We start from the raw sequence: 22,557 nt of genomic DNA on the forward strand, positions 1-22,557 counted from the left end.
GAAGCGGTGAGCAACTTATACCAAGATTCCCTCTTTGATTTGGGAAAGGAGTGACTCATTTGTAGTAAACGTTTGCTCCTCCAGTATCTTTATTGCCCTTAAACCAGTAACATTGCCTCCGAAAACCAATTCGGCACCATCCAGTTCCTCAAGCTTGAATTTACCTTCCTGAATTTTCCACCCTTGCTGAGTTGCCCAGGATAAAAGGGCTCTTCGCATTACTCCATTCAGGCATCCGGTTTCAAGGTTTGAAGTGTGTAAAGTGTTCCCTTTCACCCAGAACAAATTTGAATAGGTAAGCTCGGCTAAGTTTCCATCCGGATCAAGAATGATTATATCATCAAGGTTTCTTTCAGCTTTCTCAATACTAGCCATTACATAAACCGGTGAGTTGACTCCTTTGAAAGTAGAGAAAGGTGAGACGATGGTGCGTGCCGTTTGGCAGATTCCAACTTTGATGTTTTCTGGAGAGGAGGAGAGATGAGTCGGCTGTGCTGTCAGGAGCCAATCTGCTTTATTGGTTTGTGGTGTGTACAAACCTTCTCCTGACCGCCATACTTTTAGCTTTATCCGCGCAGTGTAACCACAGTTGTTCTGTTCTGCTAATCCTAGAACCTGTTGCTCAAATTCATCACTAAGTAGCTCTGTTGGTAAAGAAAGGCGAAGAACCGAAGCTGCTTCGTGCATTCTTTCCTGATGGTAGCTCCGAAATCGCAGCTTCCCATTCTCCAGAATCATTGTCTCAAAAAAGCCGTCGTTGTATTGAAAGGCACGGTTCGTGATAGGAAGCCTAAGTTGTTGTTCTTCTATGAGTTGGTCGTTATAAAGGAGGTACACAGGAGTTCTGGTTAGTTTGAACAGGTAAGCAGAAATGAATGGAGACTAGAGCAATACTGCTTACACCAGACTATATAATTTGCCGGGCATCGCTTTTACAATTCCGCTCATTTCTAAGGTGAACAGCAAGGCTGAGAGCTGGCTCATATTGAACCTGGTGTGCCTACTAAGCACGTCAATGTGAGTTGGGCCAGCCTGTTGTAGCGTTTTAAGAACTGTTTGTTCTTCCTCAGGAAATCCTGAAAAATCCAGAGCCTGAGTTTTTTGCAAGGCAACAGGAGCAAGCGCCTTGTCCCAGTTCAGGAGTTCTTCCAGGTCTTTGGGTTTGGTATAAGGAACTGCTTTGAGGCTTTTGATCAATTGATTGCAGCCCTGCGAAGTCTCTGACGTAATGGGTCCGGGTACTGCCATCACCTCGCGGTCGTAGCTATGGGCTATATCAGCGGAAATAAGGGAACCACCTTTGCTGGTTGACTCCACCACTATGGTGCAGTCGGCCATACCGGCGATGATGCGGTTCCGGGCAGGGAAACGGGGAGCATCGGGTTTGGTCCCGAAGGGGAACTCAGAAAGTAAACCTCCGTTTAGCAGCATCTTGTCCGCATCACGCTTATGAGCGGCGGGGTACACGGTTTCTACACTGTTGGCCATAACGCCTATGGTGGGAAGACCTATTTTCATGGCAGCCCTATGCGCTAGAATATCAATTCCGAAGGCTAATCCGCTTACCACTAATACATCATGCTGCAACAAACCCTGTACAAGTTGCTCAGTTACCAACCGCCCATATTCCGTACTCTTGCGTGTACCCACTATACTGATGACCTTCTGGGCGTTCAGATCGGCGTTGCCTTTGTAGTAAAGCAGGAGCGGAGCATCCGGAACATGCCTTAGCCGTTCAGGGTAGTCTGGGTGGGTGTAAGGCAAGAGGCGTACCTCTTCTTTTTCGGCCCGCAGAATGACTTCCTCCGCCTGGCGCAATGCAGAGGATTTGCTTTGCATAATGCTTTTTACCAGTACTTCCCCAATGCGCGGGATTTTTACTAATCTCTCCTTTGGTGCCTCAAAGACAGCTTCGGCTGAGCCAAAATACTTTACTAACGTACGCGCCGTACCGCCTCCCACCTGGGGAATAATGGGCAAAGCAACCTGGTACAATAGATCTTTGGACACTGGTGAGTAGTAAGGAGTTCTGAGTCTAGAGTTCTGAACCTGGTATTTTCAGCTTAAAACCCAAGACTCAGAACTCAAGACTACTTTAGGGAAGTTGGGATTTGATGTTGATTAAAAATTCTTTCACCTTCTCAAGTGATTGGATCATCTCAAACTTCTCTTTGGCCTGCACGCCGCGCGTCTTCAGCATTTCACGGGCACCCTGAATGGTATAGCCACGCTCCTTTACCAGATGGTACACAAAGCGCAGGTTTTCAATGTCTTTTGGAGAAAAGAGGCGGTTTCCTTTTTTGTTTTTCTTTGGTTTAAGGATGTCAAATTCGGTTTCCCAAAATCGGATAAGCGATGGGGCTACTTCAAACATGGCGGCTACTTCGCCAATGCTGTAATACTGCTTTTCTATATCTCTTTCTTTGTAAGGCACGTCAGTTGCGTTCTGAGTCTTGAAATCTACGCCCTGAGCCATTCTAATCTATAGCCGACTCAGGACTAAAGACTCAGAACTCAGAACTACCTTCTTTTTAGCTTGTTTTCTGAAAAACAGCGCGAAAACACCGGCCATTCCGCCGCATTTTGGTAAAAAACCTTACTTTTGCGTACGGTGTTGGGCTCGGTGAAAAGGCAAAAATTCGCTTTTTCTTTCGCATTTACAATACCTTGCACCACAGTTTAGAAAGCTATTATTTAAATAAATGACCTCCGCCGAGATACGCCAACAGTTCCTCGATTTCTTTGCCTCTAAAGGCCACCAGATTGTGCCGTCGGCGCCCATTGTGGTGAAAGACGATCCAACCCTCATGTTCACCAACTCGGGCATGGCGCCTTTCAAGGATTATTTCCTGGGCAACAAACCCGCACCATCACCACGCGTAGCCGATACGCAGAAGTGTTTGCGCGTGTCTGGAAAGCACAATGACCTGGAGGAAGTAGGTTATGACACCTACCACCACACCATGTTTGAAATGCTGGGGAACTGGTCGTTTGGCGACTATTTCAAGCAAGATGCTTTAAAATGGTCTTGGGAACTGCTGACGGAAGTATACAAACTGCCAAAAGACAGGTTGTACGTTTCGGTATTTCAAGGTGACTCCACAGAGAACTTACCTATGGATCAGGAAGCTTTCAATGTTTGGAAGACGATGATTGCGGAAGACCGAATCTTGATGGGTAACAAAAAAGACAACTTCTGGGAAATGGGTGATACCGGTCCGTGCGGTCCTTGTTCTGAGATACACGTGGACTTACGTTCTGAGGAGGAAGTTGCCAGGATCCCGGGCAAAGACCTGGTAAACAACGACCATCCGCAGGTGGTGGAGATTTGGAACAACGTATTCATGGAGTTCAACCGTTTAGCCGATGGCTCTTTGGTGAAACTCCCTGCGCAACACGTAGATACGGGTATGGGCTTCGAGCGTTTGTGCATGGCTATCCAGGGCAAACAGTCCAACTATGACACGGACGTTTTCCAGCCGATGATTCAGTTCATCGCCTCTGAAGCCGGTGTGTCGTACGGACAGGATGAGAAGACTGACATTGCCATTCGGGTAATTGCGGACCACATCAGGGCCATTTCCTTTACCATCGCTGATGGCCAGTTGCCGTCAAACAACAAGGCAGGTTATGTCATCCGCCGGATTCTGCGCCGCGCTGTTCGGTACGCCTTTACGTACCTGAACTTCAAAAAGCCTTTCTTGAACACCATCGTGCCGGTTCTAGCTGATCAGTTGGCGAACGTATTCCCTGAATTGAAGGCTCAACAGGCCTTTGTGCAGCGCGTGATTGAGGAAGAGGAAAACGCTTTCCTGCGCACGCTAGAGAATGGGTTGAAACGGTTAGATACCTTACAAGATACATTCAAAGCAAACGGCAATGTCATTGACGGCAAAACTGCTTTTGAACTATATGACACCTTCGGGTTCCCGCTGGACTTAACAGCTTTGATTGCCAAAGAAAACGGTTTTACCATCGACGATGCTGGCTTTACCACAGAGATGGAGCAGCAGAAGAACCGGTCCCGCAACGCTGCACAAACCGAGCAGAGCGACTGGACCGTGTTGCAGCCTGAGGTAGAAACCGAGTGGGTAGCGTATGATGCGGAGCAGGTAGAAGCCCGTGTGGTACGGTACCGCCAGGTGACCGCCAAAAACAAAAAGGAATTCCATGTGGTGTTAGACCGCACCCCTTTCTATGCTGAAAGCGGCGGACAGGTGGGCGATACCGGCGTACTGGAATCTGCTTCAGGTAACGTCAAGGTGCTCGACACGAAGAAAGAAAACGATTTGATTCTGCACATCACCGCAGATTTACCAAAAGATTTAGATGCTCCTGTAGTAGCTAAGGTGGACTCTAAACGCCGGGCGCTTATTCAAAAGAACCACTCAGCCACCCACTTGTTGCATGCGGCTTTAAAACAGGTGCTGGGTGACCACGTGAACCAGAAAGGCTCCTTGGTTAGTGACAAACTGCTGCGCTTTGACTTCTCCCACTTCACCAAAGTGACCGAGGAGCAATTGCGCGAAGTGGAACAGATTGTGAACGAGCGAATCCGGGAATCCATTGAGAAAGACGAGCGCCGCAACGTGCCTATTGACGAGGCCAAGGCTTTTGGGGCAACTGCTTTGTTCGGGGAGAAATACGGTGAGTTTGTGCGCATGATCACCTTTGACCGCAATTTCTCTGTGGAGCTTTGCGGAGGTATGCACGTGGGTAACACCGGAAACATCGGGTTTTTCAAAATAATCAGTGAAAGCTCGGTTGCGGCCGGGGTAAGAAGAATTGAAGCGGTTACCGCTGATGTAGCGGAACAATTCGTGGATGAACAGATTACCCAGTTTGAGGAAGTGAAACAACTTCTAGGTGTGCAGAAAGAATTCGGCAAAGCCATTGAGAAGTTGCAGGACGAGAATGCCGCCTTGCGCAAGCAATTAGAAGCTTTTGAATTGAAACAGGTAACCGCCCAAAAAGAGAGATTAGCTTCTGAAGTACGTGATGTAAAAGGGATTAACTTCTTAGCAGCCAAGGTAGATGTGAGCTCTGCTGATTACTTGAAAAAACTTGCCTTCGACTTGCGCAGTGTGGTAAACAACCTGGTGTTGGTGCTTGCGGCAGATGTAGACGGAAAACCACAACTGGCCGTTATGTTGTCAGATGAAGTGGTTTCAGGCAAAGGACTGAACGCCGTGCAGATGGTAAAAGAACTGGCCAAAGAAATTAAAGGCGGCGGCGGCGGACAACCTTTCTACGCCACTGCTGGTGGTAAGGAGGTTTCTGGCTTAGAGGCCGCTTTAGCTAAGGCCGAAGCTTTGCTTTCCTAAACATCTTCTGCTTTGGGGTTGTTTGAAATAAAGCAGACCCAAAGAAGAGATCACCTTAAGGTTTTCAGAACCTCATTGTTATAGTTAGTACAGTCTTTTAGCGGCTGTTTTCTAAAATCAAGACCAAAACAGAAATCGTATTACACAGAAGGTAATACGTGCTACAATAAAGAACATGAACGAAGATATCCGTTCCCAGTATCAGGCCATTATAGGTCTAGAGGTGCACGCGCAATTGTTGACAGAAAGCAAGGCCTACTCAACTGATTCTACAGAGTATGGCATGTTTCCGAACACGAACCTGAGTGTAATCACCCTTGGCCACCCGGGCACCTTGCCGCGCGTAAACAAGAAGGTAGTAGAGATGGCCATGAAAATGGGATTGGCCACTGATTGCCAGATCACCCGCAACAACTACTACGCTCGTAAGAACTATTTCTACCCAGATCTTCCGAAGGGTTACCAGATCACCCAGGATAAAACCCCTATTTGTACCAAGGGCCATTTAGACATCAAAACCAAAGAAGGGGGCGAGAAACGCATTGGCATCACACGCATCCACATGGAAGAAGATGCTGGTAAATCCATGCACTTGGCGGGTGAGACTGAAACTCTAGTTGACTTGAACCGTGCCGGAACGCCTTTGATTGAGATTGTATCTGAGCCTGACATCAGAGATTCAGAGGAAGCGTATGCGTACCTGACCCAAATTAAGAAACTGGTGCAGTACCTGGAGATCTGCGACGGGAACATGGAAGAAGGGTCTTTGCGCTGCGATGCCAACATTTCAGTGATGAAAAAATGCGCCGACAAGTGGGGTACCAAGGTGGAGGTGAAGAACATGAACTCCTTCCGGAACGTGCAACGCGCCATTGAGCACGAAATTGACCGCCAAATAGAGATTCTGGAGAACGGTGGCACCATTGACTCTGAAACCCGGAACTTTGACGCCAACTCAGGCACCACGACGGGCATGCGTTCAAAAGAAACCATGAACGACTACCGCTACTTCCCGGAGCCAGACCTTCCGCCGGTGATTATCTCAGAGGAGTGGCTGAACAATGTGAAAGAAAGCATGCCGGCACTTCCTCAGGTGCTGTACAACCGTTTTACGGGGGAGTATGGCTTGTCTGACTATGACGCAGGAGTATTAACCGATGACAAAGAAATAGCGCTATATTTTGACACCTTGTGTCAGCACACCAAAAATTACAAAGCTGCTGCCAACTGGATGAGCGGACCGGTAAAATCTTACTTAAATGAACTGACGCTCTCTATGGAAGCGTTTCCATTAAAGCCAGAGCAAATTGCCGGATTAATAGAGTTGGTAGACAGCAACAAAGTGAGCCACAGCGTTGCTTCCAAACAGATCTTCCCGTATTTGCTGGAGAATCCAAGTAAAACCGCGCAACAAGTAGCCACAGAGCAAAACTTGGTACAGGAATCTGATGAAGGAGCACTGCAGGGATTGATTGATCAGGTGCTGACCGCTAACCCGCAGAAAGTGGCAGAGTACAAAGCCGGAAAGGCTTCCTTACTGGGGATGTTCATGGGAGATCTCATGAAACAAACCAAAGGAAAAGCTGACCCTAAGATTGCGAATAAATTATTGAAGGAGAGCTTAGATAGATAGGCTCGTTTCCAGACAAACATGAAGAAACAAATGATAATGGCTGCTGCCTCACTTTTAGTGTTCAGCGCCTGCCAAAAGAAGGGAGTGGCCACCACAGATACGGACAAAAGTTACCGCATCTCGGGCAAAATCAACAACATGACCACTGGTAAAGTCTACCTGGATGAGCTGGGGGAGCAAGCGTTTGTTCCCTTTGACACCGCCCAGATAAACAAAGACGGTACCTTTGTCATGGAAGGATCAGTTGCTGAACCTTCTATCTACAAGCTTGGGTTTGAAAACCAAGAAGGTGTAATGCTGGTGGTAGATAATAAGCCCATTGAAATCACTGCAGATTCAGGAAAAGTGGCCCAAAGCTATACTGTAAAAGGATCTAAGGATTCTGAATTGATTCAGCAGCTGAACACCATCATGCAGGACATGCAGCAGAACGCCACCGCGTTGAACCAACAGTTTCAGGAAGCTTCTTCTTCAGGCAACCAGGCTGAGGTGAAAAGAATCCAGGAGCAGTTTATGGCAGTGCAGAAAGAGAATCAGGATAAGTTGAAAGCTTTTGTGAAAGCTAATCCTTCGTCAGTGGTTTCGGTATACACTGCCGCCAACATCCTGAACCTGGACGAGCATTTTACTTTTGTAGACAGCATGTCTATTGCTTTCAAACAGGCGCTTCCAAATTCAAAATACACCAAGTCCCTGGACGCCCGTTTGTCTAAGATGCGCACGACTGCTTTAGGTAGTGCTGCTCCAGACATTAAATTACCTTCTCCCGCCGGTCCTGAGATTGCCCTTACTTCTTTACGTGGTAAGTATGTTTTGATTGACTTCTGGGCTAGCTGGTGCGGTCCGTGCCGCCAGGAGAACCCAAATGTGGTACGCATGTACAACAAGTACAAAGACAAAGGATTTGAGATTTTCGGGGTGAGTTTAGACCAGGATAGAGGCAAATGGTTGAAAGCGATCGAAAACGATAAGCTGACCTGGCCGCATGTGTCTGACCTGAAAGGTTGGGAAAGCAGTGCTGCCTCACTTTACGGCATTACCGCAATCCCACAAACTGTTTTGTTGGACAAAGAAGGTAAAATCATTGCGAAGAACCTGAGAGGGGCAGCCTTGGAAGAGAAACTCGCTTCCTTGCTGAATTAAGAAGGGACTTAATAAACAGAAAGGGCTGCCATTATAGAATGGCAGCCCTTTCTGTTTATTAAGTCCCTTCTTAATTCTGTTGCAAAAATATCTTTTGCAGTACGTCCCAGAGTTTCTTTTTTAACTCTACACTTTTCTCTATGTCTTCTAAAGAATCTACCAGCACAAAGCGTGATTCTTCAAACTTGTACATCCGGTAAAATTCCATTCTAGAAAGGTTTGCCACCGGCAGGCCCTGGCCAAATAAGAGAATGTGCTTGGCAGCGTTTTTAGCGGCAATGGTTTTCACATCATGCACCAGGTCAGAAGACAGATTGCCAAACTTTACCTGGTTAGTGCTCAAACCAACTGCGGCCAATACTTTCTGCAGGAACGCGTGTTGAGGTAGAGTTTTGAAAACCTCTTCCTGTACCTCAAACAATAAATACGTGCCTTTTAACGCTTCGCCTAACCACCGAATCTCCTGAACCACGGCTGGAGAAGGTACTGGTTTTTCCTGCGGCACTATTGGTTCTGCCAAAGGCGGAGCAATCTCAGCCTTAACCGGGACGGGCGGCAAGGAAGGGGTAGCCCTGGAAACAACTGGAACAGGAATGGGTTCTACATTCTCCGGTTCAGGAATCACATACAAGGTATCTTGCCCATACAAGTGCTGCAGGAAAGCAAAATCTGGGTGGGAGGAAGACATGTCTTTTGAATAAAAGGTACTACTTAATCTTCTAATTCAAAGATAGCTTTCAACTCGTTTGCGTCTGCAGGTTTCATTCTGCCACCTAAAATAAGGCGCAGCTGACGACGACGCAGAGCACCGGCAAATTTCTCTTTTTCTTCCTCGTTCTCAGGGATAGCCTCTGGTACTGCAACTGCTTTTCCGTTTTCGTCTAGTGCCACAAAGGTGAAATAAGCCTCATTTGATTTCACTTTGGTGCCCGAAGGAATGTCCTCGGCCCAGACAGTGATATGCACTTCCATGGAGGTACTGAACGAACGGGTCACTTGTGCTTCTAAGGTGATGACGTTTCCTAACCTAATGCTTTCTTTAAAGGAAACATTGTCTACAGAAGCGGTAACTACAATGCGGTTAGAGTGTTTTTGAGCGGCAATTGCTGAAACTATATCCATCCAGTGCATCATTCTGCCCCCCATCAGATTATGTAGGGTATTGGTGTCATTGGGCAGAACGAGTTCTGTCATCCGTACATAGGATTCTTTAACAGATTTTTGCTTACGCATAAAAGAGGAATGAAAGTAAGGCTGTAAAGATACAGCTGAAAGGTGAATGGTACTTTGTTTTTTAGGCAGAAGGAAGCATTTCCCTGGGAGACAGTGTATAAAACTTGACCTTTTGAAAAATTCGGTAAATGCTATTTCCAGCCTTGTTTTCCTAAAAGAGGCACAAACTTGAAGTTGTCAAACTCCTCTTTAGTGAATTCATCTTCGCCTACCCGGGTTATCCGCAGCATTTTCTGTAGCCCGGTATCTCCCACAGGGATCACTAATTTTCCCCCTAAGGTTAGTTGCCTTAAAAGGGTTTTAGGTATGATAGGGGCTCCGGCGGTAACCAGAATTTTAGTAAATGGGGCGTGTTGCGGCAAACCTTCAGAGCCATCCCCAAGAAAAGTGAAAGGGGTTAAACCCATAAGTTGGAACTGCTTTTGGGCTTTATGGAATAGGACCTCGTTATACTCAATGGTGTACACATTAGGCGTCAGCTGGAGTAAGATGCTGCATTGGTATCCGGAGCCGGTTCCTATTTCCAGGACTTTGTCCTGGAGTTCTACTTCCAATAATTCTGTTTGGTAAGCTACTGTGTACGGTTGGGAAATGGTTTGACCTTCACCAATAGGAAAGGCTTTGTCCTGGTACGCCTGCTCTAAAAATGCTTTATCGAAAAAGAAGTGACGGGGCACTGTTTCAAGCGCTTTCAATACCTTTATGTCTCTGATTCCTTTTTCATGAACCAGGCGCACTAAGCCTTTGCGCATGCCTTTATGTCTGTAAGTGTCTAAGAGCATAAGTATATCAGGTATCAAACTTTATACGTGGGAGGGGCTAATCTGAAGTAATTGCCGTGCGAATTTAGCAAATACCCCCACATACGGTCCAAATTAAATTTTGACCTTGGTTTTAGAAATTGGGTGTAGCTTTGTGGTAGAATGGGGCTTTCGTCCTGTTTTTCAGAAAACACATGCAGTTAAACCAGAACCAACATATCTATAAAGTTATTTTTGGGGATTTTTTGGCAGCCTTTTTGGCGTGGTGTGTCTTTTACCTGTATAATAACTACTCCTTTGTTGACCTCACCCATACCTTGACTCCTGCTTTTCTGAGCAAGTCATTCATGGTGGCGTCTTTTTGGGTCATCTTGTATGGGCTTCTAGGTCGGTACCGGAATATTTACCGGCAATCAAGATTAAAAGAGGTAGCCCTGTTGGCCGCAATGTCTTTAGGCGGGGCAGTGGCCATTCACCTGGCTTTTCTGTTTGAGGAGCCTGACCTGGATAGATTCCAGTCTTATTCAGCGCCAATTGGCACTTATTTTCTCCTACACTTTCTGTTTGCAGTCATTTTCAAGATGATCTCCCTAGGCCATCTGAAGAAGCTGGTCTACTATGGGGAGGTTTATTTTAACACAATAGTGGTAGGCTCCAGCAGCAATGCCCGTGAAGTGTATGACGAGCTGATAAACAATAACCGGCACTTGGGTTTGCGGGTATTGGGCTTTGTGCAAAGCCAGACGTCACAACCTCATTCCTTTCAGGATCATATCCCTTCTTTAGGGTCTTTTCCGCTGCTGCCTTCTGTTATCAAGGAGCATGCGGTACAGGAAGTCATCATTGCTATTGAGCCTTCAGAGCACAAGTTGATTGAACAGATTCTAAGTTCTTTGGAAGGTGAGGAGGTAAGAATTAGTATCCTGCCAGATGTGTACCAGATTCTTCTGGGTTCTGTGAAGGTGTCCCATTTGTTTGGAACACCTTTGATAGAAATGAAGCGGGATCTAATGCCGGTATGGCAACAAATTTTGAAGCGTCTCATAGACATTGTTGCCGCTGTGGTGGTGTTGGTCTTTTTCTCTCCGGTGTATCTTTTATTAGCCGTTTTGGTCAAAGTATCTTCGGCTGGCCCAGTCTTTTTCAAGCAACAACGGATAGGCTGGCAGGGTAGGCCCTTCAACATCTATAAGTTCCGGACCATGTTTATAGATGCAGAAAAGACCGGACCTGCGCTTTCTTCAGATGATGACCCCCGCGTAACTAAACTGGGACGCTTTCTAAGGAAAGTACGTTTAGACGAACTTCCCCAATTCTATAATGTGTTAATTGGGGAAATGAGTTTGGTAGGCCCACGGCCAGAGCGGCAATATTTCATTGACTTGATTACGCAGCAGGCACCACATTACAAACACCTGCAACGGGTAAGGCCGGGTATCACTTCCTTAGGTCAGGTGAAATTTGGATACGCCCAGAACGTTCAAGAAATGGTAAGGCGTCTAAAGTATGACATTCTTTATATAGAAAACATGTCGCTGGTTATGGACTTCAGAGTCATGTTGTATACCATCAAGATTATCATTCAAGGAAGAGGAAAGTAACTTAAAGAGTGAATGAGAGGTTGAAGGAATGAGTGCATTTAAGTATGCTTACATAAAAGTGCTTACTTTTTTACCTCATTTTATTTATCTAACCATCTTTTTACCCTTATTCACTCATTCCATCAACCTCTCATTCACCCATTAAAATGTTTACAGGCATCATAGAAGCACAGGCAGAAGTAGTAGCCATCAAAGACGAGCAATCTAATCGGCATTTCACCTTAACCTGCCCCTTTACACAGGAACTCAAGATAGACCAGAGTGTGGCCCACAATGGGGTATGTTTAACCGTGATAGACATTGAAAAGGAGAGATACACGGTAACCGCCATTTCGGAAACCCTTTCCAGAACCAATCTGGGCAAACTGAAGGAAGGAGACAAAGTGAACCTGGAGCGGTGTCTATTGGCCAACAGCCGCTATGACGGACATATTGTGCAAGGGCACGTGGACCAGATTGGTATTTGCGAGGAAGTAGTAGACCAGCATGGAAGCTGGTCATATCGGTTCTCCTATCAACCTCAGGCGGCAGGAAACGTGACCGTAGAAAAAGGCTCCATCTGTATCAATGGCATCAGCCTTACGGTGGTAGAATCTGGGGCAGATTATTTCTCAGTGGCTATTATCCCTTACACCTATGAGTTTACCAATTTGCATGCGGTAAAACCCGGCGATCAGGTGAACCTAGAATTTGATATTATTGGCAAGTACGTGGCCCGTCTCTTACAGAAGTAACCCGCTGTTTCAAGAATGTTTTCCGAAAGCTGAGGAAGTAGCAAAATGGTGTAGAATCCTTTTGATTAGATTGCTATGCGCTCCAGAAAGAATAGCGGGAAGATATTTTCTGGAAAAAGAACATGCTGAGCCAGGCGGTTGCTACGCCTATCAATGCTCCACCAGTAATATCTCCGGGGTAATGCACGCCTAAGTAAACACGGCTGTAAGAGATGGCAATGGCCCAGATGACCAGCAGGACTTTGAGGAATCTTTGTTTTTTAGGCAACAGCATACTCACGAAAATAGCCACAGCAAAAGCGTTGGCTGCGTGTGAAGACACAAACCCATACTGACCACCACATCCGTCAATGGCATTTACTGCAGCATTGATTAGTTCGTCATGGCAGGGCCTAAGACGGGCAAAATAAGGTTTGAAGATTCCGGAGGATATAAAATCGGCTAAGCCAACGCTGCCTCCTAGGCACAGAACCATGAGCCACCCCTTTCTTTTATAGAAATAGATAAAGAGCCCTACCAGTACGCCATAAAAGGGGAACCACACAAACTTATTGGAGATGAGCACCATCACGTCATCCCAAAAGGGAGAGCGGTACCCGTGCAACTCCAGGAACAAGGCTTGGTCTAAGGCTTTTAGTTCATCCATGCGTTAGGTGGTGCTAACCCAGTCAATATCTTTTTGAAAACATGCCAATGCTTCTGCCTCTGGGGTGCCTGTCTCTGGAAGGTGGTTGTAGTGCCAACTGGCTAACGGAGGAAGGCTCATCAAGATGGACTCGGTTCTGCCATTCGTTTCCAAACCAAATTTTGTGCCCCGGTCATTTACCAGGTTGAATTCAACATACCGTCCTCTCCTGATCAACTGCCATTCTTTCTCCTGTTCACTGAAACTAAGGTTTTTGTTCTGGTTCACGATGGAGGTATAGGTAGGCGAAAAGGTATCTGCCACTGCCTGCACAAAGGAAAATCTCTCCTGCAAAGGGATTTCAGCTGTAGGCGTTAGCCGGTCAAAGAAGATCCCGCCCACGCCCCGTGTCTCCTCTCTATGCGGGATATAAAAATAGTCATCGGCCCACTTCTTGAACTCAGTGTAATAAGTTGGTTGGAAGCGGTCACAGGTGTTTTTCAACCTTTGGTGGAAGAACTGAACCTGGGCTTTGTTTACGTAAATGGGAGTTAAATCAATGCCGCCGCCAAACCAGGCGTCTCCATTTCCGGCCTCAAAGTAGCGCACGTTCATGTGGGTGATGGGAACGTGCGGGTTCTGTGGGTGCATCACAACAGATACCCCGGTCGCGAAGAAATGCGGGTCAGGTAACAAGAGGGCAGCGGCCGCTTTCTCTGGCAAAACTCCTTCCACTGCTGAGAAATTAACGCCTCCTTTTTCAAAAACGGCTCCGTTCTGGATCACGCGGGCTGCTCCACCGCCACCGCCCGGCCGCTCCCAGGTATCTTCCTGAAATTTGGTCTGGCCATCACAGGCTTCTAAATCTGAGCAGAGGCGTTCCTGGAATGACTTAAACCATTTTTGTATCGTATCTCTCATTAATCTTTCTTCTTCTGTTTAGGAGATCTTCTTCTGTTTGGGGGATGTTCTGGCAAAAATAGGCAGTAAATGGGAGAGAGCCACCATTCCCTGATTTTGCTTTTAAGAGGATTAGCCGTAATTTAGAAAACGAACAATCGTTAGCTTATGAATCAGACCCCTGTTGAGGCGCCTCCGCAAGTAGAGGTTGAGCTTCTCATGAAAGCCTATCGCCTGATGCTCACTGCCAAGGTGATGGCAGATACTTATGAAGAAAACAAAGCCATCTGCAGTAAATACGTTCACAGTACATCCCGTGGCCATGAAGCCATCCAATTAGCTACTGCTTTCCATTTAAAAGAAAAAGATTTTTTATCGGTGTATTATCGGGACGAGTCTCTGCTCTTGGGTATCGGGATAACTCCTTATGAGCTTATGTTGCAGCTCATGGCCAAGCGGGATGACCCCTTCAGTGGAGGCAGAACCTACTACTGTCACCCGTCTCTCCGGAGAGAAGGTTTTCCTGTAATTCCGCACCAAAGCTCTGCCACCGGCATGCAGGCTATTCCCGCCACCGGTATGGCGCATGCGTTGGCGTACCTGGAGTCACAAAGATTATTAAACTCTGCTGATGGGCGGGTAGTGGTTTGCTCTTTAGGCGATGGCTCTGTGACCGAGGGCGAAGTAGCCGAGGCGTTCCAGATGGCCGTCTTGAAGAAATTGCCCATCATTTACTTAGTACAGGATAATGACTGGGGCATCTCAGCCAAGGGATCTGAAATGCGGGCCATGGATGCCTATGAATATGCGGCCGGTTTTAAAGGAATGGAGCGCCTGCAGGTAGACGGAGCTGATTTCGTGGATTCTTACACCGGCATGGCCGAAGCCTTCCGGATTGCCCGAGCTGAGCGAAGACCGGTGTTGGTGCACGCCAAGTGCCCTTTGCTGGGTCACCATACTTCGGGCGTACGCCGTGAATGGTACCGCGGTAATAACCTTAATGAGCACAGCTTGTTAGACCCTCTGCCAAGATTAGGCACCTATTTACTGGAGCAGGGTGTCACCGCCGATGAGCTGATTTCAATTGCCCAGGAGATAAAGCAGGAAGTACAGGCCCACTTTGAAAAAGCCCTGGCTGCTCCAAACCCTGACCCGGAAACCTTTCATCTGCATGAGTTTGCACCTACCCCCGTGGTAGAAGAATCTGGAACACGTACCCCAGAGAACGCCGAAAAAAGTACCATGGTTGATGCCGCTTTGCATGCCGTGGACGACATCTTGAAGCTTTACCCGGAGGCACTCTTTTACGGGCAAGACGTGGGTGGCGAATTAGGTGGGGTATTTAGAGAAGCCGCTTTACTAGCCAAAAAATACGGGGATGCCCGGGTATTTAACACCCCCATTCAGGAAGCTTACATCATCGGGTCTACGGCGGGTATGTCAGCGGTGGGCGCGAAGCCGATTGTTGAAATACAATTCGCTGATTACATCTGGCCGGGTATTAACCAGTTAGTGGAGGAGCTTTCCAAAAGCTGTTACCTAAGCATGGGCAAGTTCCCGGTGCAATCGTTGATCAGGGTTCCTATTGGGGCTTATGGGGGCGGCGGACCTTATCACTCTGGCAGTATTGAATCAACCCTTTTGAACATAAGAGGCATTAAAGTAGTGTATCCCAGCAATGCCGCTGATATGAAGGGACTGATGAAAGCCGCTTTTTTAGATCCCAACCCTGTGGTGATGTTGGAGCACAAAGGTCTCTACTGGTCAAAAGTGCCGGGCACTGAAGATGCGAAGACTGTTGAACCAGGTGCGGATTACATCCTGCCACTTGGGAAAGCAAATGTGGTGCAAACTGCCTCAGATATCCAGGTGCAACAAGGAAACAGCCTCTCCGTGATTACCTATGGGATGGGCGTTTACTGGGCCAAAATGGCCAGCAAACAACTTCCTGGCTCTGTTGAGATTGTAGATCTGCGAACTCTCAATCCACTTGATTTTAAAACGGTAGAAGCATCTGTGAGACGTCATGGCAAAGTGTTGGTGTTAACAGAAGAGCCCCTCATGAATTCGTTTGCTGAGTCTTTGGCAGGACGCATTAGCAAAAGCTGCTTCCAGGTCTTAGATGCCCCTGTCTATACACTTGGAGCAGAAAACCTACCAGCAGTACCTTTGAATGTAGAACTGGAGAAAATGATGCTGCCTAATGCAGATAAAGTGTTGGCAGCTCTGCAGGAATTGCTGGAGTACTAAACCTCACATATATAGAATCACAAATCTATAAAGGCTTAAGTGGGAAGCTCCGGTTTAGGAGGCTTTTTTAGAAAAACACCTCCTAAACCGGAGCTTCTGCTTTCAGTTAGTATTTGACTTTTAAGGTGTATACTTCTTCGTCGGCAAGTTCTAAGTTGAAGCTTTGGATGTACTTTTAGAAAGGATACCCAATGCCCAAGTTAAAGGTAGTTTGCGTGTTGGTGCCGAAGATGGCGTTGCTCCTGAACCTGTTGATGATTAACCGATTTCCTTCGTGCTGTGCTGGGTCGTACACCTTGGTGGCAATATCGAAACGGAGAATGGCAAAGGTAAAATCCAGCCGCACCCCAAACCCGGAACCTACTGCCAGTTCCTTGTAGAAGCGGTTAAATTCAAATTGGGCACCTGACCGGGTGGCGTACTTCTCAGGATTAGGGTTGGTGTTGCGCTCCTCAAACAGCCAGATGTTACCGGCATCCATGAAAAATGCTCCGTTGACATTGGTACTGCCAAAACGGAACATCCTGAACCGGAACTCAGAATTCAGCTCTAAAAGAATTTCACCGGTCTGTTCAAACAGGTAATTAACTTCACCCGTCTCCCGGTCTATGAGGGAGCTGGATCCGGGGCCTAACCGGCGAGGAAGCCAAGCCCGTACGCTAGACGATCCGCCTGCAAAGAAGTATTTGTCATATGGTAGTGCTCTTGAATCTCCTAAAGGTTTTGCAACACCAGTGTTGGCCCTGTAGACAAAAGTCATGTTGTTCCCCAAAGCATGATAGCGGCGGTAGTCAAGGTTCACTTTCGCAAAACGATAGGTATTCAAGTCCCTGAATTGCTCGGCTACATAATTCCAGAGTATTCCGCCGGTCTCCACAAAAATACGGACCAGCTTAGCGTCATTGGATTGATTGTAGTTAGCGGTGTTATAAAGACTGGTAAAATTAAAGGAAGAAACGAAAGCGTCTTTAAAGCTTTCATTCAAAGGATTACCAGACTGCTGAAGTGTATCTAGGTACTGCTGGAATGTGGGGTCTATTCGGGGTGTACTGATCACGTTGATGTCTAGCGGGGAGAAGCTGAACTGGTGAATGTTCAGCCGCTGCCAGATATAATCAAAAGAGAAATCAAGGTTAGTACGGGTGTACTCGTTCCGGTCTACGTAGGTGTACCCGGTGCTGAACCTGGTGCGGGGGTTAAACCTGATCAGAAGATCATTAGTCCTGAACGGCACCAGAATCTGCGGGAAGGTCACGCCCATATCAGCACCTATCTCAGTTCTTCGGCCAACGGTGGCCACGTTCCGTTGTAGTTGTCCCTCCACACCGGCGCGAACCCCTACATCAAAGATTTCGGCACCTCCAAAAATATTCCTGATCCGGAAACGAATACTGGTGTAAGGACCTGGCACCTGCTCAGTGAAAGTACCGCCCACTTCCGTTGTTTCCTGGAACCTGGGCAGCAAAGCGGTATTGATCTGCGCATTTAACAAACCTCTGTTTGGTTCAGCCGTCACTGTGTCTACTTTGGTGTAGCTGATGGTGGTGTATTTAAACACATCCAGGTTGCTGATAATTCGCTGGTTGTTGAGCGTTCGTTGAGCAGAATATGTCTGGCCCGGCCTGATAATTACCTTCCGAAGGAGAATGCGGGGTTTAATGTGGTGCTCGTAGGCGAGAAAATGAAGCTTGTTCAACTCCACCGTGTCTCTGGCTCTTCCAAAACGGTTAAGGCCCGCATCAGAGGTGAAATAAACATCCTTAATGGAATATACCTTATGCAGCGTAGTGTCTGTGGGGTTGGCTATCTGCGTGCTGAGGCGCACGGTATAGGCTTCATAGCTGGTATCCGCCTCAAACGTGATAAACTGCTGCCGAAAATCGAAGAAGCCGTTGTTTTTCAGGAGTCCCTCAATCCGGTTACGTTCCTGGGAGAGCAAGGCCTCGTCAAAATTCTGATTCAGCTTGATGAGGCTTGCAGCTTGATTTCCCAATAACAGGCGGGAAATGGTAGTATCTGGCACCTGATAGGTGTGCTGAGAAACAACGTAGGGCTTGTCTTCCTGCACTTTCAGGGTGACAAATACTTTCTTATTCTTTACCTCAGTGCTGGAGGAAACCTTGTTCCGGAAGTACCCTTTTGAAGATAAATAAATGCGTATCTGGTCCTCGGTTTGCACCAGTTTCAAAGAATCAAAAATGGCAGGGGGTTCGCCTACCGTACGCATGAGCCAGTTACCGTTCTCTTTTTTGTTCTGAAGTTTGTTAAGCCGTTTTTCTTTATTTTCAATGAGCTTGTCTACTTTCACTGAGTCTGATCCGGCTTTCTGTATGTTGCGGTTGTGGTCTTCGGTTTCCTCTTCAATGTTGGCCTGAATGCGTTCAGGGTTGTAGATGGATTTGCCTAAGTAGTACAGGTTCAGATATATAGGCGCACCCAGCACCCGTCGATTGGGCTTTTGCTGATAAAGTGAAGAAATGGCTGATTTATCGGCCTGCTCAACTCCCTCTAATTTAATGCGCCAGAGTAAACGTTCATTCTCAGCGAGATGACGGGTAGGAGTGCAACCCATAGAAAGGCCCAGCATTGTGAATACCGTGCCGAATACGTAACATCGTAGCTTCAAACGTAGGAAGGTTATGATTTCAAAAGGGGCTTTGAAGTACATTAGGTCACTGCAAATAAAGAAATATCGGTTGCTTCACCAAGCTTTCACGGTGGAAGGTGAAAAGAGTGTGGCCGAGCTTCTCCAGTCTGACTTTGTACTGGAATCAGTCTTTGCCACTCAAAAATTTATAGACAAGCATACCTCTCTTTTACGGAAAGGGTTGGAAGTAGTGCAGGTAAGTGAAGAGGAGTTAAGCAAAGCTGGTTCCATGGAAAGCAACAACGCTGCCCTGGCCATTGCCAAGATGCGGCCTGCTGCTGCCTTTTCCTGGGAAGAGCACCCCTTTGTACTGGCTCTGGACGAGGTACGGGACCCCGGCAACCTGGGCACCATCATCCGCATAGCGGACTGGTACGGCCTTACTTCCATTGTGCTCTCAGAAAATAGCGCAGATTTTTACAACCAGAAAGTCATTGCCGCCACCATGGGTTCCTTCACCCGAATCCTGCCGCACTATGTTGATTTAGCCTCCTTTTTAAAAAACCGACCTAAAAGCGTCCCTGTTTTTGGTGCTGCCCTAGAGGGAGAAAACGTGCACCATCTGGAGTTGCAACCAACAGGAGTTTTGGTCATGGGGAATGAGTCACACGGCATCAGGCCAGAGATCATGCAACAGGTTACACAGCCCTTACATATTCCAGGCAGGGGTGGAGCAGAGTCTTTGAATGTAGGAACCGCTACTGCTATTTTGCTGGATAACTTTTTCCGCAATATTTAGAGAACACTTTCAATATACTTCCATACTTTGGGTAGAGTTCAATTTTAAACAAGATTCCTGAAAACACCAATGAAATAGAAGTAAGCTTACAAAAACAAAAGAGGAGCGCAAGCTCCTCTTTTGTTTTTGTAAGTTCAGGTAGGCTTTAGAATTTTAGAATTCTTAGTCCTGCTGCTATGGCGTTGGCTTGTGGACCTTTGCCTTCTTCAAATAATTCGTTTAGGTTATACTTCACGAAGAACTCCAGACTTCTGATTCCTACAAATCCAGATACACCATATTGGAAATCATTTAAATAGAAATCGTCTTTGACTTTGTTTTTGAATTTTTCTCCATCCTGAGAATATTTTACTTTAGAATGGCTGTTGAGCATGTAGCCTACAAAACCGCCTCCCCCAATTTTGAAGTTTGTTTTGCCTTTTCTGTTTTTGAAATCAAATCCTAGTTCCAACGGGACAGTAATTGAGCTGGTGGCTAATTTACTTTTGTCTAAGTTGATTGGGCTGGTTGGTACAAAGATAACTCTGTCCTCATTTTTCTGAATCATCATGTTGTCATCAAACATGTAGTTATGGAAGTCGAACGTAAAACCAGTGATCAGACGTAATGGGCTGGCTTCACCTCCTACTCTGTAATGCCACTTGCTGTTCAAGCTTAAGTAGCGGGAGCCTAGTGGCTTTAACTGAACACTTTGAGTGGTGCCTGGAAGTTCCTCTTTGTTCATCCAGTTGGAAACTCCCAGATCAATCTGGAAATCAAATTCATTTTTAGGGTTTCTGTTTTTGTAGCGTTCTTCGTCTTTCTTTCTGATTTCAACAGAGTCAGCAGCTCCTACGTTCACCTTCACCTTGGTAGAGTTCTTTTCTTCATCGTGGTCAATGTCAATGCCCACTTTGTCAGTGATTCTGATTCTCTTTTTCTCTGTGATAGTTACTTCTGTTCCTCCCGGGCCATTTTGGGTGATGGTAATGTTCACGTCTTCAGAAGTTTTGGCCTCTGATTTGTCAAAGGTCACAGTCACTTCATCGCCTTTTTTACCGGCAGCCTCTATTTGGTCAGCGTATTTTTCGAGCAGAACCATGATTGAATCAATGCTCTGGTTTTTTAGATTTTTCAAATCTTTCACATCTTTCACCACTACCAGAAGACGGGCTTCATTTTTTAGCTTTAAAATGAGCGTATCCTGGATTGCAGCCGGTGTAAGGCTTTTTGAACTGGCGTGATAAGGCAAGGCGATAGCTGCAGCCATCATGATGGCCGTAAGCAGGGCATACATACGTTTCATTAAAGTAGGATTTTTAGAGTTCTATGGTCTTTGAGATTTTCTTGTTGCCTATGCGGGTTTCCAAGGCGTACGTGTGTTTTGTGATACCTAATTCTGAAAGATTCACTTTCTCACCGTCTTTGAGGTTCTTCACTTGTTTCAGGATGCCTTTCAGAACGCGTCCGGTTCCAGGTTGGTCCTCTGTGTCAGGTGTGTCAGTTTCTTTAATAGATGCCTGGGCGAGGGAGGGGGTTGCCTGGGCGTTGTCTAATTTTACAATTATTTCTAAAGTCGGTGTTTCAGCAGCGTTTTTAGCGGCTTCCTGTGTTTTCACCGGAGTAGCTACTGCCATTATTGCTGGTGGCTGGGTTGTTGCTGGAGCTACAGGAGTAACTTTTTCTGTTCCCACTTTTCTGGAAGCCGGCCGTGTTCCATCGCCGCCAGTAATGGCCTGAGTTGGCGTTTTTGTTTGAACAGATGCCATGGACTGATTCTGTTCAGCGGCAGAAGCGGGTGCAGCAGGGTAGTTGTACACTGTATCATCCGAAGATTCAACTGGAGCTGTTTCCTGAGCAGGGATGTTTTTTTGAGCAGGGACTTTCTCCGTGTCCTGTACGGTGGCTACTGTGCCAGATGGTTGCAGCGGGTTGATGTTCTCCCGGTTTACCCAAAGGCCTACACTTAGCAGCATGGTCACTGCAGCGGCGGCAGAGTAATACCACATTCTTACGGTGCTGCGTTCTTCTTTCTCTTCAGTAGCTGCTGGAATCAGGAACGGATTAGGGGTAGCCTGTTCTTCAGCAGAAGCTTGCATGCGGGCCTGTAACCTCTCCCAAGCTTCATTTCTGGGCGGTACAGTCTTGTTTTGAAGCTTATCTCTGAACAATTTATCTAAATCTTCTGCGCTCATAGTTTTGTCTGTTTAGAGGGCGATCATTACTCCTTGCCGGGCCAGCATGCGTTGCAGCATGGCCCGGGCTTTACTTAACTGTGACTTGGAAGTACCTTCACTTATGTTGAGCATGTCAGCTATCTCTTTGTGCGAGTAACCTTCAATGGCATATAAGTTAAAGACGGCCCGGTAACCGGCCGGAAGCTCCTGTAAGAGCTCCATCATTTCCTCGGCATTAATTTCACTGTCTGCCGTGGCATCTTCAGAAGCCAGGTAGTTGTGCTCTTTTTCAATAGCCAAGTGCATGGGCTCCTGTTTGCGTAATTGCTGCAGGGCTTCATTCACCATGATACGGCGAACCCAACCTTCAAAGCTTCCTTTTTGCTCAAACCTGTTTACGTTCTGGTACACTTTCATGAACCCGTTGATCAAGACCTCCTCGGCATCCATCTCGTTCTTGAGGTATCGCAGGCAAACTCCCATCATGGGGCCGGCGTAGCGATAGTACAAGATTCGCTGGGCTTTGGCATCGCCTTGCTGCAGTGCTAGTACCAGTTCAGTCTCATTCACGGGTTGTAGAGGTTTAAGCTATAATTTTTTGCCTGTTTGTAATGATAGATGCACCACCTTTGAAATCGGTTGCCTGAGGTTCTAAAAAATTTAAAGTAAAAATATAAGAAAGTGCATGTTTTCCTCCTTAAACCAGGTTTAACTCTGTCAAACCGTTCTAAATCAGTTTATACAACCAGAATTAAATATTACTATCACCAGCTTACAAAGAAAAAACATCGCAAGAAATTTGAAGTGAACG

General features: G+C 46.7%; 19 protein-coding genes. 7 read left to right on the forward strand and 12 right to left on the reverse strand.

What is annotated here, in order from left to right:
* Nucleotides 1-15: 15 nt before the first annotated feature.
* The 3 genes from DC20_RS18245 to DC20_RS18255 all read right to left on the reverse strand — a co-directional run bounded on the left by DC20_RS18245 (nucleotide 16) and on the right by DC20_RS18255 (nucleotide 2,476).
* Nucleotides 16-738, reverse strand: coding sequence for an aminotransferase class IV (locus tag DC20_RS18245; RefSeq protein WP_157593240.1), 723 nt, complete (start codon nucleotides 736-738; stop codon nucleotides 16-18).
* Nucleotides 739-897: 159 nt separating this feature from the next.
* Entirely contained in the window at nucleotides 898-2,010 is a 1,113-nt protein-coding gene (dprA, locus tag DC20_RS18250; protein ID WP_062545143.1) for a DNA-processing protein DprA, read from the reverse strand.
* An 85-nt stretch (nucleotides 2,011-2,095) separates the two neighbouring features.
* On the reverse strand, nucleotides 2,096-2,476 hold the full coding sequence (locus DC20_RS18255) for a MerR family transcriptional regulator (protein WP_245652245.1): 381 nt from the start codon (nucleotides 2,474-2,476) through the stop codon (nucleotides 2,096-2,098).
* Nucleotides 2,477-2,702: 226 nt separating this feature from the next.
* Here DC20_RS18255 and alaS point away from each other — a divergent pair, with 226 nt between their 5' ends.
* The 3 genes from alaS (at nucleotide 2,703) to DC20_RS18270 (ending at nucleotide 8,100) form a co-directional block, all read left to right on the forward strand.
* On the forward strand, nucleotides 2,703-5,324 hold the full coding sequence (alaS, locus tag DC20_RS18260) for an alanine--tRNA ligase (RefSeq protein WP_062545144.1): 2,622 nt from the start codon (nucleotides 2,703-2,705) through the stop codon (nucleotides 5,322-5,324).
* A 175-nt stretch (nucleotides 5,325-5,499) separates the two neighbouring features.
* Nucleotides 5,500-6,957 carry an Asp-tRNA(Asn)/Glu-tRNA(Gln) amidotransferase subunit GatB gene (gatB, locus tag DC20_RS18265; RefSeq protein WP_062545145.1) on the forward strand — a complete coding sequence of 486 codons (1,458 nt, stop codon included), beginning with the start codon at nucleotides 5,500-5,502 and terminating at the stop codon, nucleotides 6,955-6,957.
* A gap of 18 nt (nucleotides 6,958-6,975) precedes the next feature.
* Nucleotides 6,976-8,100 carry a TlpA disulfide reductase family protein gene (locus tag DC20_RS18270; protein WP_062545146.1) on the forward strand — a complete coding sequence of 375 codons (1,125 nt, stop codon included), beginning with the start codon at nucleotides 6,976-6,978 and terminating at the stop codon, nucleotides 8,098-8,100.
* A 70-nt stretch (nucleotides 8,101-8,170) separates the two neighbouring features.
* On the opposite strand, the gene DC20_RS18275 is transcribed toward DC20_RS18270, so the two are convergent.
* The 3 genes from DC20_RS18275 to DC20_RS18285 form a co-directional block, all read right to left on the reverse strand.
* On the reverse strand, nucleotides 8,171-8,788 hold the full coding sequence (locus tag DC20_RS18275; RefSeq protein WP_062545147.1) for a hypothetical protein: 618 nt from the start codon (nucleotides 8,786-8,788) through the stop codon (nucleotides 8,171-8,173).
* 23 nt (nucleotides 8,789-8,811) lie between these two features.
* The gene (locus DC20_RS18280; protein ID WP_062545148.1) at nucleotides 8,812-9,333 is read right to left on the reverse strand and encodes an acyl-CoA thioesterase; all 522 of its coding nucleotides are present in this window, start codon (nucleotides 9,331-9,333) and stop codon (nucleotides 8,812-8,814) included.
* Between the two features lie 131 nt (nucleotides 9,334-9,464).
* Nucleotides 9,465-10,115: a protein-L-isoaspartate(D-aspartate) O-methyltransferase gene (locus tag DC20_RS18285; protein WP_179945307.1), complete on the reverse strand. Its 651-nt coding sequence runs from the start codon at nucleotides 10,113-10,115 to the stop codon at nucleotides 9,465-9,467.
* Nucleotides 10,116-10,288: 173 nt separating this feature from the next.
* On the opposite strand from DC20_RS18285, the gene DC20_RS18290 reads away from it, so the two are divergent.
* Nucleotides 10,289-11,695, forward strand: coding sequence for a sugar transferase (locus DC20_RS18290; protein WP_062545149.1), 1,407 nt, complete (start codon nucleotides 10,289-10,291; stop codon nucleotides 11,693-11,695).
* Between the two features lie 146 nt (nucleotides 11,696-11,841).
* Complete coding sequence (locus DC20_RS18295) at nucleotides 11,842-12,429, forward strand: riboflavin synthase (RefSeq protein ID WP_062545150.1); 588 nt, start codon at nucleotides 11,842-11,844, stop codon at nucleotides 12,427-12,429.
* Between the two features lie 73 nt (nucleotides 12,430-12,502).
* Here the strand turns inward: DC20_RS18295 and DC20_RS18300 are convergent, their stop codons facing one another.
* Complete coding sequence (locus tag DC20_RS18300) at nucleotides 12,503-13,075, reverse strand: phosphatase PAP2 family protein (protein WP_062545151.1); 573 nt, start codon at nucleotides 13,073-13,075, stop codon at nucleotides 12,503-12,505.
* A gap of 3 nt (nucleotides 13,076-13,078) precedes the next feature.
* Nucleotides 13,079-13,975 carry an oxygen-dependent coproporphyrinogen oxidase gene (gene hemF, locus DC20_RS18305; RefSeq protein ID WP_062545152.1) on the reverse strand — a complete coding sequence of 299 codons (897 nt, stop codon included), beginning with the start codon at nucleotides 13,973-13,975 and terminating at the stop codon, nucleotides 13,079-13,081.
* A gap of 147 nt (nucleotides 13,976-14,122) precedes the next feature.
* Here hemF and DC20_RS18310 point away from each other — a divergent pair, with 147 nt between their 5' ends.
* Nucleotides 14,123-16,204 (forward strand): alpha-ketoacid dehydrogenase subunit alpha/beta, encoded by a 2,082-nt coding sequence (locus tag DC20_RS18310; RefSeq protein ID WP_062545153.1) that lies wholly within the window; start codon nucleotides 14,123-14,125, stop codon nucleotides 16,202-16,204.
* 175 nt (nucleotides 16,205-16,379) lie between these two features.
* Here DC20_RS18310 and tamL read toward each other — a convergent pair whose 3' ends face one another.
* Nucleotides 16,380-18,830 carry a translocation and assembly module lipoprotein TamL gene (tamL, locus tag DC20_RS18315; RefSeq protein WP_071885651.1) on the reverse strand — a complete coding sequence of 817 codons (2,451 nt, stop codon included), beginning with the start codon at nucleotides 18,828-18,830 and terminating at the stop codon, nucleotides 16,380-16,382.
* A 13-nt stretch (nucleotides 18,831-18,843) separates the two neighbouring features.
* Between tamL and DC20_RS18320 the strand changes: the two genes are divergently transcribed.
* Nucleotides 18,844-19,590 (forward strand): TrmH family RNA methyltransferase, encoded by a 747-nt coding sequence (locus DC20_RS18320; RefSeq protein WP_062545155.1) that lies wholly within the window; start codon nucleotides 18,844-18,846, stop codon nucleotides 19,588-19,590.
* A gap of 145 nt (nucleotides 19,591-19,735) precedes the next feature.
* Here DC20_RS18320 and DC20_RS18325 read toward each other — a convergent pair whose 3' ends face one another.
* Genes DC20_RS18325 through DC20_RS18335 form a run of 3 tightly spaced genes read right to left on the reverse strand, consistent with a single transcriptional unit; the run spans nucleotide 19,736 to nucleotide 22,316 of the window.
* On the reverse strand, nucleotides 19,736-20,875 hold the full coding sequence (locus DC20_RS18325) for an outer membrane beta-barrel protein (protein ID WP_083470378.1): 1,140 nt from the start codon (nucleotides 20,873-20,875) through the stop codon (nucleotides 19,736-19,738).
* Nucleotides 20,876-20,888: 13 nt separating this feature from the next.
* Nucleotides 20,889-21,764 carry a hypothetical protein gene (locus DC20_RS18330; RefSeq protein ID WP_062545157.1) on the reverse strand — a complete coding sequence of 292 codons (876 nt, stop codon included), beginning with the start codon at nucleotides 21,762-21,764 and terminating at the stop codon, nucleotides 20,889-20,891.
* Between the two features lie 12 nt (nucleotides 21,765-21,776).
* Nucleotides 21,777-22,316, reverse strand: a complete 540-nt coding sequence (locus DC20_RS18335; RefSeq protein ID WP_062545158.1) for an RNA polymerase sigma factor — start codon at nucleotides 22,314-22,316, stop codon at nucleotides 21,777-21,779.
* Between the last annotated feature and the right edge of the window lie 241 nt (nucleotides 22,317-22,557).

Origin of the sequence: Rufibacter tibetensis, assembly GCF_001310085.1 — a bacterium.
GTDB lineage: Bacteria > Bacteroidota > Bacteroidia > Cytophagales > Hymenobacteraceae > Nibribacter > Nibribacter tibetensis.